This is a genomic window from Ruegeria arenilitoris (assembly GCF_013031355.1).
Taxonomy (GTDB): Bacteria; Pseudomonadota; Alphaproteobacteria; order Rhodobacterales; family Rhodobacteraceae; genus Ruegeria; species Ruegeria arenilitoris_C.
The window spans coordinates 110316-122970 of sequence record NZ_WPZO01000014.1; the positions used below are offsets into that span (position 1 = coordinate 110316).

Consider the following 12655-nt stretch of genomic DNA (forward strand, 5'->3'; position numbering starts at 1 on the left):
CGTATGAGCGGCCAGACCCTTTTTGACATCCGGAATCAGGACAAATCCATACTCCACGCCACATGTGTTGCCGTTGGTGGACGTGGCGCGCTGATCCTCGGGCGTTCAGGGGCGGGCAAATCGGCGCTGGCCTTGCAAATGATGGCGCTTGGGGCCGAGCTGGTCAGTGATGACAGGGTAGAGCTGCGTATGGTCGGCGAAAAGGCCATGGCTGATGCCGCTCCAAACCTGCGCGGATTGATCGAGGCGCGCGGCGTCGGTTTGCTACGCGCTCAGGATGCGGGGGCAACGCCGGTCAGCTATGTTGTGGATCTTGACCAGACCGAACCGGCGCGCCTGCCAGAGCCGACAGAAACCGTGGTGCTGAGGCAAACTGTTCCCTTGCTTCGGGCGGCGGGTGTGCCCAATTTGGCTGCGGCACTTATGCAATTGTTGAAGATGGGGCGCGTGGACCCGGAATGGCCCAGCATATGACACCGCAACGGCGCATCGTCCTGGTGACCGGTCCCTCGGGCGCTGGTCGCTCGACGGCGATCCGTGTTCTCGAGGATTTGGGTTTCGAGGCCATCGACAACCTGCCGATGGGTCTGTTGATGCGCTTGCTGGAAGGCCCGCAAAGCGACCGCCCGATGGCACTGGGTATAGACGCGCGCAACCGTGATTTCTCGACCACCGGCTTTATCGAACTGGCCATCAGATTGCGGCGGATGGAACAGGTCGATCTGACGACGCTGTATCTGGATTGCAGTGACGATGTTCTTTTGCGGCGGTTCTCGGAAACCCGCCGCCGGCACCCGGTTGCAGCGGATGCCAGCCCGGAAACCGGCGTTCGGCAGGAAAAAGAGCTGCTGGCCCCGATCCGCGAAATCGCCGATATCCTGATCGATACCAGCCCTTTGAACGTCCATCAATTGCGCGAAGAGGTCGAGCACTGGTTTGCACCCCAAGGCGGCAGGCATCTGGCGGTCGCCATCGAGTCGTTTTCGTACAAGCGCGGTCTGCCGCGGGGTTTGGATATGGTGTTCGACTGCCGGTTTCTGGCCAATCCCTATTGGCGCCCGGAGCTGCGGGCAGAAGATGGTCGAAACCCTGACGTGGCGCACTATGTTCAGTCGGATACAAACTATGCGCCGTTTTTTGACCGGGTTGTTGACCTGCTCAAACTCTTGCTGCCGACCTTTCGGGCTGAGGGCAAAGCGCATCTGTCTGTGGCCTTCGGCTGTACCGGAGGGCAACACAGATCGGTGGCCATGGCCGAAGCAGTTGCAAAGGCCCTTGCAGAGGAGGGGCAGCAAGTGGCAATTAGGCACCGCGAAATGGAACGTCGATCGTTGAATGTGAGGCCGGATTGATCGGGATTGTACTCGTAGCACATGGTGGGCTGGCACAGGAATACCTGGCCGCCATGCAGCATGTGGTCGGAAAGCAACCCGGCCTGGTCGCGATTTCGATCGAAGCCGATCATGATCGCGAGGCCAAACAGGCCGAAATTTGTGCGGCCGCTGACAGTGTCGATGCCGGAGATGGCGTGGTTGTCGTGACTGATCTGTTCGGAGGTAGCCCGTCGAATCTGAGTCTGCGGGCTTGTGCGCCGCAGGATCGCCGTATTCTTTACGGTGCAAATCTGCCTATGTTGATTAAACTGGCTAAAACCCGCCACCTGCCCATCGCGGATGCCGTGCGGCAGGCGATGGAGGCTGGACGCAAATATATCAATGCGCAAAATGTGACGTTGGAAGAAGACCGGATTGATTAAGAATGACCAATCGAAGCTTGAAAATCATTAATGAAAAAGGCCTGCACGCCCGCGCCTCGGCCAAGCTGGTTGAGGTGGTTGAGGGCTTTGACGCACAGGCCGAAGTGTCCAAGGACGGCTTTTCTGCCTCGGGCGACAGCATTATGGGCCTTTTGATGTTGGCAGCCTCGCGCGGAACGACTATTGACGTCGAGACGTCCGGACCGGATGCTGAGGCGTTGGCTGATGCATTGGAAACCCTGGTGAACGACAAGTTCGGGGAAGGGTTCTGACCTAACCAGCCGCATATGAAGAACGGGAAGACCAGGAATTGGCGGAAACGACGCACGAGACCAAGACAGGCCCGATGGTGGATGGGACAGCGGATCAGGGCGAAATCTACGACCGTAGAACCCTGACCTACGCGAATTCTTTCGACGATGCCTGGACGTCCACGGCCATTCGCGCCATCGAATGGTGCACAGGCAAGCTGACCATTCTGCGCATGGTCAACAAGTTCGAGAAAAAGAACGAATACTACCGCGGTCAGCGGTTCTGGGGTGGTGCGCTCGAGGTCATGGGCATCGACCTGACCACGCCGCAGGAACAGTTGGCGCACATCCCCAAAGAAGGCCCCGTGGTTGTGGTCGCCAACCATCCCCATGGCATGGTCGATGGCATGATTCTGGCCGAGCTGATCGGTCAGGTGCGCAGCGATTACCGCATCCTGACCCGCTCGGTTCTGACGGGACTGGACGAAGCGGCCACCTCTTTCATGATCCCGGTGCCCTTCCCGCATGATCCCGATGCGCAGGCCAAAATGCTGGAAATGCGCGGCAAGGCGATGGACCACCTGAAAGAAGGCGGCGTTGTGGCCCTGTTCCCATCGGGTGTGGTGATGTCATCGGATGACTGGTTCGGACCCGCGCAAGAGCAGGAATGGAACGTATTCACCGCCAAGATGATCCGGCGGTCTGGTGCCCGGGTGGTGCCGATCTTCTTCCCCGGCAGCAACTCGCGCGCTTATCAGATCGCCAACAAGCTGTCTCCGATACTGCGGCAGGGGCTATTGCTGCATGAAATCGTGCGCTCCTGCAACAAACCGCAATCCCCGGTCATCGGCGAGCCGATTTCGGACGAGGATATGCAGCTGCTGGAACGCGACCCGCGCGGCTTCATGGCCTGGCTCAGAAAGCACACATTGTCGCTGGGCCAAATGCTCAAAGGCTGATCCGCCTCTTAACTTGGCCAAAAAAATCCCGGGGGGTGAGCCCGGAAAGCATTCGGGCGAGGGGGCTGGCCCCCTCTGCCTTAACGTGTCGGAACCGGAACCTCGCCCCGGTAATCATAGAATCCACGTTCGGTCTTACGGCCCAGCCACCCGGCTTCGACATATTTGGTCAACAGCGGGCAGGGGCGGTACTTGGTATCGGCCAACCCATCATGCAACACGTTCATGATTGCCAGACACGTGTCCAACCCGATGAAATCTGCCAGTTCCAGCGGTCCCATCGGATGGTTTGCACCCAGCTTCATCGACTGGTCGATGGACTGAACGTTGCCGACACCTTCATACAGGGTATAGACCGCCTCGTTGATCATCGGCATCAGGATGCGGTTCACGATAAAGGCAGGGAAGTCTTCGGCGCTGGCGGCAGTTTTGCCCAGGCGGTCCACAACGGCCTTGCAGGTGCCAAAGGTCTCTTCGTCCGTGGCAATGCCGCGGATCAATTCGACCAGTTGCATAACCGGTACCGGGTTCATGAAGTGGAACCCCATGAACTTTTCCGGCCGGTCCGTTCGACTGGCCAGGCGCGTGATCGAGATGGACGAGGTGTTCGAGGTCAGAATCGTGTGCGGCTGCAGATGCGGCTGCAGGTCCTCGAAAATCGCCTGTTTGATCGTCTCACGCTCGGTGGCGGCTTCGATCACCAGATCCGTCTGCCCCAGTTCCGGCAGTTGCAACGTTGTCTTGATCCGCCCCATCGCGGCCTGCATCGCGTCATCCGTGATTTTCCCACGCGAGGCCTGACGCGCCATATTGCCTTCGATCGTCGCCACGGCTGCGTTCAGCGCGTCCTGGTTCACATCGGTGAGCAGAACATCATAGTCCGCCAGCGCCAGAACATGGGCGATACCGTTGCCCATCTGGCCTGCGCCGATCACTCCGACTGATTTTACATCCATTTTCTGATGCCTCTGTGTCTCGGGATTGTGTGGACAGTACCGGCAGATCGGTAGGGGCGGCAAGGGGATCGAACCCATCCAATTTGCTTCAAATGCGCACATTAGCACTTTCTAAAGACATGGGGCTGCAAGATGGCAATTGGGTGAAAAATGGGTGAGTGTTATGAGCTATCATCAAACAGGCTCGGCGGGGGCCGGGCATGACGTATGCCAGTACGGAGAATCGCGCCTTTGGTTTCGCGGGCCTGAACGGTCGTTGGACACGGCCTACATGGTCTGCGCTGGCGGTGATGAGACCTATGGACGGTTTGTCGAACGCCCCTTTGCGGCGATTCTCGAAGACAGGCTGGACCGGCGGTGTCTGAATCTGGGAAGTTTGTTCTGCAGGCTGGACGCGCTCTGCGGCGATGCGGGGCTGTTCTCGCTGCTGAACGGGGCAGAGCTGTGCATTCTTCAGGCCCCGGGTGTCTTGAGCCAGTCGAATCACTTCTATCGCGTCCATCCCCGGCGCAACGATCGGGTTCTGGCCCCAACACCAGATCTGATCGATCTGTACCCCGAGGTGGACTTTGCCGATGTCCATTTCGTGTGCCACCTGATGCGCCTGCTGCAGGGCTATCAGGACGCCCGTTTCGAAGTTGTGGCCGAGGAGTTGCGCCGAAACTGGGTTCGAAAGGTCAACGATCTACTGGGCAGGCTTGAGGTGCCGGTTATTCTGCTGGGCCTTCGCGTCTTGCAGGACAACGACAGCCAAAGGGTGCCGGTCACGGTAACGGCTGAGATGTTGGATGCCGTCCGACCCTACATTGCCGACTGTGTCGAGGTCGCGGCCCATGTGTCCGGTCAATCGGATGAGCTTGAGGATATGTTGTTCGGCACGCTGCAACAGCCGATGGCGGAGCATATGATTGGTCCAGCCGCGCATAAAACCATTGCCGACGCGCTGGTTGGTCCCATTCGGAACCTGAACTGAAAAAGGCCCGCCAATTGGCGGGCCTTTCCATATCTTTCAACGAAAAATCTGATCCAGTGATCAGCCGAGTTTCTCGGTGAGTTCCGGCACGGCCTGGAACAGGTCTGCGACCAGACCGAAGTCGGCGACCTGGAAGATCGGGGCTTCTTCGTCCTTGTTGATCGCAACGATGACCTTCGAGTCTTTCATACCCGCCAGGTGCTGGATCGCGCCCGAGATGCCGACAGCGACATACAGGTCAGGGGCAACAACTTTACCGGTCTGACCCACCTGCCAGTCGTTCGGGGCATAGCCCGAGTCGACCGCGGCACGCGACGCGCCAACAGCAGCGCCCAGCTTGTCGGCCAGGGTTTCGATCAGTTTGAAGTCCTCTTCCGAGCCGACACCGCGGCCGCCCGAGACAACAACGCCAGCCGAGGTCAGTTCTGGACGGTCGCTTTCGGCAACCTTGTCCTCGACCCACGAAGACAGACCTTCGGAGCCGGGCACCGAGACGGTCTCAACCGGGGCCGAACCGCCTTCGCCCGCCGCGTCAAAGCTGGCGGTCCGCAGGGTGACGACCTTCTTGGCGTCGGAGGATTTCACGGTCTGGATCGCGTTGCCCGCATAGATCGGGCGCTCGAAGGTCGAGCCGTCAACCACGCCGGACGCATCCGAGATCACCATCACGTCCAGCAGCGCGGCCACGCGCGGCATCACGTTCTTGGCGTCGGTGGTGGCGGGCGCAACGATGTGCTCATAGCCATCGGCCAGCGACACGATCAGGGCTGCGGTCGATTCCGCCAGGCGGTGACCCAGCGAGGCATCCTCGGCAACCAGAACCTTGGACACACCGTCGATCTTGGCAGCGGCCTCACCCGCAGCAGCGGCAGAACCACCTGCGGCCAGAACGGTCACGTCGCCCAGTGCCTTTGCGGCGTTGACGGCTTTGGCGGTGGCGTCCAGCGACAGCTCACCATTGTTGACTTCCGCGAGAAGAAGAACAGCCATTACACAGCCCCCGCTTCTTTGAGTTTCTCGACCAGCTCGTCGACCGAGCCCACGACGATACCGGCGGCACGTGCCGGCGGCTCTTCGGTTTTGACAATCTCCAGACGCGGAGTGACGTCGACGCCGTAATCGGCGGCGGTTTTCTCATCCAGCGGCTTTTTCTTCGCCTTCATGATGTTGGGCAGCGACGCATAGCGCGGCTCGTTCAGGCGCAGGTCAACAGTCACGATGGTCGGCATCTTGACGCTGATGGTCTGCAGGCCGCCGTCAACCTCACGGGTGATCTTGGCGCTGTCGCCTTCGATGTCCAGCTCGGACGCGAAGGTGCCCTGGCTCCAGCCCAGCAGCGCCGACAGCATCTGACCGGTGGCGTTCATGTCGTTGTCGATCGCCTGCTTGCCCGCCAGAACGATGCCCGGCTGCTCTTCCTCGACCACTTTGGCCAGGATTTTCGCAACGGCCAGAGGCTCGATATCGGTGTGCACGTCATCGGCGGCCACAACCAGGATCGCACGGTCGGCGCCCATGGCCAGCGCGGTCCGCAGGGTTTCCTGCGCCTGCTTCACGCCGATCGAAACGGCAACAACTTCGTCAGCCTTGCCCGCTTCTTTTAGGCGGATCGCCTCTTCCACCGCAATCTCGTCGAACGGGTTCATCGACATTTTGACATTGGCGAGATCGACACCGCTACCGTCCGCCTTAACGCGAACCTTCACATTATAGTCAATCACGCGCTTCACAGGCACGAGTACCTTCATTTTGCGCTTGCTCCTCACAAAAAACGGTAAGCCGCGAAGCGACTCCACCAATGCTCTCGGACGCCTGAATAACGTCTGAATTCGTCGCGCAACAGAGCAAAATCGTCACGTCATGGGCTTGGGACGTCGCGTTTCGTGTTTTTTGACGCTGCGGCCCAAAACTTAGCGGTTCGCGCCCGCCCTTCGGGACGGGGCTCCGCCCTTCCGATCACCGCAGTGTCCACTGGACACTGCGCCGCTTTTAGCGGTTCGCGCCCGGAACCCACAGCACGTCCTGCGTGCCGTTTTCGTTGGCGCAACGGGCGGCTACGAAGAACCAGTCGCTGAGGCGGTTGAGGTATTTCACCGCGACCTCGTTCACGGGCTCCATGTTGGTCAGTTCCACCGCCAGCCGCTCGGCCCGGCGCGAAACGGTCCGGCATACATGCAGATGCGCCGCCAGCCGCGACCCACCGGGAAGGATGAAGCTGCGCAGCGGTTCCAGCGATTCGTTCATGGCGTCGATTTCAGCCTCGAGCCGGTCGATCTGAGAGGCGACGACTCGCAGTGGGGGATAATCGGCCTCTGCGTCCTTTTCCATCTCGGGGCGGCAGAAGTCTGCCCCCAGATCGAACAGGTCGTTCTGAATGCGCGACAGGGCGGCGTCGACCTCACCCTCAGCTTCCGTCCGGGCCACGCCGACAAAGGCGTTTAGCTCGTCAACAGTGCCATAGGCGGCCACGCGGCCGGAATATTTGGCGACCCGTTCACCATTGCCAAGCGCCGTTTTCCCGTCATCGCCTGTGCGTGTGTAAATCTTGTTCAGAACGACCATCTACTGTGCTCCTTGTCCACGCAGCCAGACGTAGAGCAGGATCAGCACCACGGCAATGAACTGGAACAGGATGCGCAATTGCATCATCCGGTTGCTTTTCATCGCGGCGCTTTTGCCGCTTTTGCCAAAGTTCGAAATACCAATCGCCAGCACGACGACCACTGCCGCCATGGCCAACAGCAAAATGACCATCAAAAGGTCCATGGATGCACCGTCCGCGTTTCTTGTTTCGTTGGTCTATCATCTAGACCCAAGGGGCTAAAAAGCGAACGGTTAATTTCGCGTCAGACGTCCGAAAGGATACGGTCGATGGTGCGGGTCGGCAGGATGCGGCGCAGGTATCCGGCGATATATGTCGGTGTCGTGACATAGTACCGTGCTCGGGGGCGTTTTGATCCAACCGCATGGGCCAACTTGTCGGTTACGGCTGATGCAGGCAGCTCGAAGCGGTCGGGCCCTCTGGATTCGTACAGTCTTTTCAACAGGGACGCCTCGTACCGCTCCCGCAGGGCCGAGTTCTGCCAGTTGATGAACCGCTCGAAAAACGGGATCGAGTTTTCGCGGATATTCGAGGTGATTGGGCCGGGTTCGATCAGGATGACCTTGATATCGGTGTCGGCCAGTTCCAGGCGCAGCGTGTCCGTCAAACCTTCGACAGCGTATTTCGTCGCCACATAGGCTCCGCGCCAGGGAAAGGCTACAAAACCGAGCACCGATGAGTTCTGAACGATTCGCCCATGCCCCTGCGCCCGCATGACCGGAATGACTTGCCGGGTCAGCTCGTGCCAGCCAAAGAAATTGGATTCGAATATCGCGCGCAAGCCCTCTGTCGGCAGATCCTCGACCGCGCCGGGCAGGCCGTGCGCGCCGTTATTGAACAATGCGTCCAGCGTGCCGCCGGTGGCCTCCAGAACCTCGGCCAGGCCCGAGGCGATGCTGTCCGGGTCAGTGTAGTCAATGCGTGGGCTTTCAAACCCCTGCGCTCGCAGCCTGTCGCAATCCCGCTGTTGGCGGCACGAGGCAAACACCCGCCATCCACGCGCACGCATTCCATGGGCCGCATCCAGACCAATGCCCGAGGAACAGCCGGTAATGAGAATGGTCTTTTTCATGATCTTCCTGACTTTGAACCTGCGCTTAAGCTATGGCGAGGTTAGGGTCAGGACAATGACACGGCGCCGTCAGTTCGAGGTTTTTCGCACCAACGAGGCAGAAACCCATCCAACCTGTTGCTGTGGCAACACGCGCAGGCGCAGCCAGCCGGTGCCGGATTCGCTCAGTACCTCGACCTGCTGACCGATGGTGGCCTTGCCGATGATCGGATAGATCGTGCCCGGCCCATCGCGCATGTTTACGCGGGTGCCCGAGATTTCGCGAATGTCCTTTTCCGGTTCGGGCAGGGCGGGCGCTTCCGCCATGTCTTCCTGCACCTCGTCGGTGATCTGGGTCAGACCAGCCACACCGTCTTCAAGCGAGGCCAGCGTTATGTTGGCGCTTTGATCTTCGAACACCGACAGGGTCGAGAAAGATTCGAGAGTGGCGTCGTCCGCCACGAACTCGACCACCTCTTCCACCACTGATTCCGGCTGAACGCGCACTGTCGGAGTACGGGCCGCGACATTGGTCACAAGTTCCTCGGCGCGGGCAGGGGCAACGGATGGATTTGGAGCAGAGGCAATGCGAACGGGCTGTTCGGCACGCAGGCCGCGCGGTTCGAAATCCGGGCCGCCGCTCATTACATAAAAGCACCAGCCAAGTGCAGCGAAAGTGATAACAATAAGGCGCGTCATGGCGCATCCCCCGGTAATCGTAAGAAACAACAAATAGGCAGTAGTCCAATGCGTTCAGGGTATCATATTTCGGGGTCTGAGTCGAAAAACGGGGGAAATCCGGGGGTTGCCTCCCCCTGTTGCAAAAAGCGCCACTTGTCCCCAGCAAAATATGCGCTGCTTGCTTTACCAAGGCGCGCTTGCGGCGTATCACATCATATATGAACGATACGATCGACGACCCCAACATGGAGGCCCCCGAAAACGGGGGCGAGGTAGCTGAACCGCTGCGCCGCGCGATTGGCGAACGCTATCTGACCTATGCGCTGTCCACCATCATGCACCGGGCTTTGCCGGATGCCCGGGATGGTTTGAAGCCGGTTCACCGGCGAATCCTCTACGCCATGCGCGAGCTGCGACTCAGCGCGACGGGCGGTTTCCGTAAGTCTGCAAAGATTTCGGGCGACGTGATGGGTAACTACCACCCGCACGGCGACGCCGCGATTTACGATGCGATGGCGCGTCTGGCGCAGGACTTCAACGTCCGCTACCCACTGGTCGACGGGCAGGGAAACTTCGGCAATATCGACGGAGACAACCCGGCGGCCTCGCGATACACCGAGGCGCGGATGACCATCGTGGCCGAGGCGCTGCTGGAGGGGCTGAACGAGGACGCTGTCGATTTCCGCGACAACTACGACGGCACTCTGACTGAGCCCGTTGTACTGCCGGCGCAGTTCCCGAACCTGCTGGCCAACGGCGCCAGCGGTATTGCGGTCGGCATGGCGACAAATATCCCGCCGCATAACATCTCGGAACTGTGTGACGCCTGTCTACATCTGATCAAGACGCCGGATGCGCGCGACGACACGCTACTGAACTACGTCCCCGGACCGGATTTCCCGACCGGCGGTGTGATTGTCGAGCCGCCTGAGAACATCGTTCAGGCCTATCGCACCGGGCGTGGGTCCTTCCGTCTGCGCTGTAAGTTCGAGGTCGAAGATCTCGGCCGCGGTCAGTGGCAGATCGTGGTCACCGAGATCCCCTATCAAGTTCAGAAATCCAAGCTGATCGAAAAGATCGCGGAACTGATCCAGACCAAGAAAATCCCGATCCTCGCTGATGTCCGCGATGAATCTGCCGATGACATCCGCCTGATCCTTGAGCCGCGCAGTAAAAACGTGGACCCCGAGGTGTTGATGGGGATGCTCTATCGCAACTCGGACCTTGAGGTGCGGTTCAGCCTGAACATGAACGTGCTGATCGACGGGGTGACGCCCAAAGTCTGCTCGATGAAGGAAGTGCTGCGGGCCTTCCTGGACCACCGGCAAGAGGTGTTGATCCGCCGCTCGCGTCACCGTCTGGGTAAGATTGACCACCGTTTGGAGGTGTTGGAGGGCTTTATCGTCGCCTTCCTGAACCTCGACCGTGTGATTGACATCATCCGTTACGACGACGATCCCAAAGCCGCGCTGATGCGCGAAGATTGGGGCATCGACCACGTTCGCGCCACCAACGAGGCCGACTATGTCTCACCCAAGCCGGGTGAGGGCGAACTGTCCGAGGTTCAGGTCGACGCGATCCTCAACATGCGCCTGCGCAGCCTGCGTCGTCTGGAAGAGATGGAGTTGGTCCGCGAACGCGACGCGTTGATGGAAGAGCGTGCCAACCTTGAGGACCTGCTGGCCGATGAAAGCCTGCAATGGGCCAAGATCGCCGAGCAGTTGAAAGAGACCAAGAAGACCTTCGGAAAAGACTACGAAGGCGGCGCGCGGCGGACTCAGTTTGCCGAGGCCGGACAGGTCGAAGAGGTGCCGCTTGAGGCGATGATCGACAAAGAGCCGATCACGGTTGTCTGCTCTCAGATGGGCTGGATTCGGGCCATGACCGGTCATATCGACCTGAAGCGCGAGTTGAAGTTCAAGGACGGCGACGGCCCGCGCTTCATCTTCCACGCTGAAACCACCGACCGGCTGCTGGTGTTTGCTTCGAATGGTCGATTCTATACGGTCAGCGCCGCCAACCTGCCCGGCGGGCGGGGTATGGGCGAACCGCTGCGCCTGATGGTCGACCTGCCGAACGAGGCGCAGATCATCGACATCCTGATTCACAAGCCAGGGCGTAAACTGCTAGTGGCCTCGGATGCGGGCAACGGCTTCATGGTGCCCGAGGATGACGTGCTGGCGCAGACCCGCAACGGCAAGCAGGTGCTGAACGTCAAGGGCGACGAGACCGCGATGATCTGTAAGCCGGTCGATGGGGATCACGTCGCGGTGGTGTCTCAAAACGGCAAGTTCCTTGTCTTCCCGGCCGAGGAACTGCCCGAAATGACCCGAGGCAAGGGCGTTCGTCTGCAGAAATACAACATGGCACGCGGGCGTCAGGGGACGCTGGAGCTGGATGGCGGCCTGTCCGACATCACCACGTTCAACTGGGAAGAGGGCCTGAAATGGTCCATGGGCGGCGACAAAACGCGGCACGAGGCCGATATGTCCCAATGGCTGGCCAAACGGGCCAGCGTCGGGAAAAAGCCGCCCTACGGCTTCCCGCGGAACTATAAATTCTCGTGATCCAGCCTCGGTTTCTGGGGAAATCCGCCGATACGGCTTGGCACAGGCCGTATCGGTGCGCTAGATCAAAGCAAAACAGGCCTATCGAGAAGAGACCATGCTGCGCATTCTGACCTTGATCACCGGATTGGCCCTGATGGGCGCTTGTACACAGACACAGGTTTACGAAGAACCTGAGTCGTTGGGCGAGTTCAAAATGCGGGTGAACTATGCCTTCGCTGACAAGGCGGTTCAGGGGCCGGTGTCGCGGGACGCCACTCCGGACGAATGGACGTCTGCAATCCAGAATGCGGTTGATATCCGGTTGGGTCGCTATGAGGGCGCGCAGGAATATGACATCGGCATCAGCCTCGAAGGCTATATGCTGGCCCCTCCGGGCATCCCGGTGATCTATAACCCCAAAAGCACGGCAATTGTTCTGGTCAACGTCTATGACGTGAACAAGAAAGAGTTCCTGGCCAAAGGTAAGCAGTTCCAGGTGCTGGAAGACACAACTGGCGGCAGCGCCCTGAAAGGATCGGGTCATGAACGCACCAAAGAGGAACAAATGAGCGGCCTGGCTCTGAAAGTTGCTGACCGGGTCGAAGAGTGGTTGGCCGAGGAACATGAAGAGAACGGTTGGTTCGACAGGCGCCCCGACCTGGTCCAACCGCTGGATTCCGACGTGGTGACGCAAAATCCGGCATCATAAACGGGTTTTAACGCAGGATGTGCTTGATTTTCCCCTTTGAACCAAATATCTCGCGCGCGCAGATGTAACCACGGGACCAAGGGTCCCCCAAATCGCAAAAGGGCGCCTGAGGAATGGCAAAGGAAAAGTTTGAGCGTACAAAACCGCACGTCAACATCGGCACGATTG

General features: G+C 59.6%; 15 protein-coding genes. 8 read left to right on the plus strand and 7 right to left on the minus strand.

Translation table 11 applies throughout. The features are described from left to right. Nucleotides 1–3 precede the first annotated feature (3 nt). The 5 genes from GOX63_RS21925 to GOX63_RS21945 are packed head-to-tail and all read left to right on the plus strand — an operon-like array spanning nt 4 to nt 2966. Complete coding sequence (locus tag GOX63_RS21925) at nt 4–474, plus strand: HPr kinase/phosphorylase (protein WP_170328300.1); 471 nt, start codon at nt 4–6, stop codon at nt 472–474. Continuing rightward, the gene (gene rapZ / locus GOX63_RS21930) at nt 459–1352 is read left to right on the plus strand and encodes an RNase adapter RapZ (protein WP_170328299.1); all 894 of its coding nucleotides are present in this window, start codon (nt 459–461) and stop codon (nt 1350–1352) included. Before GOX63_RS21925 ends, rapZ begins: the two co-directional genes overlap by 16 nt. Beyond that, nucleotides 1349–1756, plus strand: a complete 408-nt coding sequence (locus GOX63_RS21935) for a PTS sugar transporter subunit IIA (RefSeq protein WP_170328298.1) — start codon at nt 1349–1351, stop codon at nt 1754–1756. The genes rapZ and GOX63_RS21935 overlap by 4 nt, the downstream gene beginning before the upstream one ends. A 2-nt stretch (nt 1757–1758) precedes the next feature. After that, nucleotides 1759–2028, plus strand: a complete 270-nt coding sequence (locus tag GOX63_RS21940; protein WP_170328297.1) for an HPr family phosphocarrier protein — start codon at nt 1759–1761, stop codon at nt 2026–2028. 38 nt (nt 2029–2066) lie between these two features. Next, nucleotides 2067–2966: a lysophospholipid acyltransferase family protein gene (locus GOX63_RS21945; RefSeq protein ID WP_170328296.1), complete on the plus strand. Its 900-nt coding sequence runs from the start codon at nt 2067–2069 to the stop codon at nt 2964–2966. A gap of 80 nt (nt 2967–3046) precedes the next feature. On the opposite strand, the gene GOX63_RS21950 is transcribed toward GOX63_RS21945, so the two are convergent. Then, complete coding sequence (locus GOX63_RS21950; RefSeq protein ID WP_170328295.1) at nt 3047–3922, minus strand: 3-hydroxybutyryl-CoA dehydrogenase; 876 nt, start codon at nt 3920–3922, stop codon at nt 3047–3049. Between the two features lie 163 nt (nt 3923–4085). On the opposite strand from GOX63_RS21950, the gene GOX63_RS21955 reads away from it, so the two are divergent. Further along, nucleotides 4086–4895, plus strand: coding sequence for a DUF6473 family protein (locus GOX63_RS21955; RefSeq protein WP_254436061.1), 810 nt, complete (start codon nt 4086–4088; stop codon nt 4893–4895). A gap of 60 nt (nt 4896–4955) precedes the next feature. Here GOX63_RS21955 and GOX63_RS21960 read toward each other — a convergent pair whose 3' ends face one another. The 6 genes from GOX63_RS21960 to GOX63_RS21985 form a co-directional block, all read right to left on the minus strand. Then, on the minus strand, nt 4956–5885 hold the full coding sequence (locus GOX63_RS21960) for an electron transfer flavoprotein subunit alpha/FixB family protein (RefSeq protein ID WP_170328294.1): 930 nt from the start codon (nt 5883–5885) through the stop codon (nt 4956–4958). Beyond that, nucleotides 5885–6643 (minus strand): electron transfer flavoprotein subunit beta/FixA family protein, encoded by a 759-nt coding sequence (locus GOX63_RS21965; protein ID WP_170328293.1) that lies wholly within the window; start codon nt 6641–6643, stop codon nt 5885–5887. The genes GOX63_RS21960 and GOX63_RS21965 overlap by 1 nt, the downstream gene beginning before the upstream one ends. A 241-nt stretch (nt 6644–6884) precedes the next feature. After that, nucleotides 6885–7457, minus strand: coding sequence for a cob(I)yrinic acid a,c-diamide adenosyltransferase (locus tag GOX63_RS21970; protein ID WP_170328292.1), 573 nt, complete (start codon nt 7455–7457; stop codon nt 6885–6887). Continuing rightward, a complete protein-coding gene (locus tag GOX63_RS21975; protein ID WP_170328291.1) occupies nt 7458–7661 on the minus strand; it encodes a twin transmembrane helix small protein in 204 nt (67 codons plus the stop codon). Nucleotides 7662–7741: 80 nt separating this feature from the next. Further along, the gene (locus tag GOX63_RS21980) at nt 7742–8569 is read right to left on the minus strand and encodes an SDR family NAD(P)-dependent oxidoreductase (RefSeq protein ID WP_170328290.1); all 828 of its coding nucleotides are present in this window, start codon (nt 8567–8569) and stop codon (nt 7742–7744) included. 69 nt (nt 8570–8638) lie between these two features. Continuing rightward, the gene (locus GOX63_RS21985) at nt 8639–9247 is read right to left on the minus strand and encodes an SH3 domain-containing protein (RefSeq protein WP_254436062.1); all 609 of its coding nucleotides are present in this window, start codon (nt 9245–9247) and stop codon (nt 8639–8641) included. A gap of 200 nt (nt 9248–9447) precedes the next feature. On the opposite strand from GOX63_RS21985, the gene GOX63_RS21990 reads away from it, so the two are divergent. Further along, nucleotides 9448–11796 carry a DNA topoisomerase IV subunit A gene (locus tag GOX63_RS21990; protein ID WP_170328289.1) on the plus strand — a complete coding sequence of 783 codons (2349 nt, stop codon included), beginning with the start codon at nt 9448–9450 and terminating at the stop codon, nt 11794–11796. A gap of 97 nt (nt 11797–11893) precedes the next feature. Next, nucleotides 11894–12487 carry a hypothetical protein gene (locus tag GOX63_RS21995; protein WP_170328288.1) on the plus strand — a complete coding sequence of 198 codons (594 nt, stop codon included), beginning with the start codon at nt 11894–11896 and terminating at the stop codon, nt 12485–12487. Nucleotides 12488–12655 lie beyond the last annotated feature (168 nt).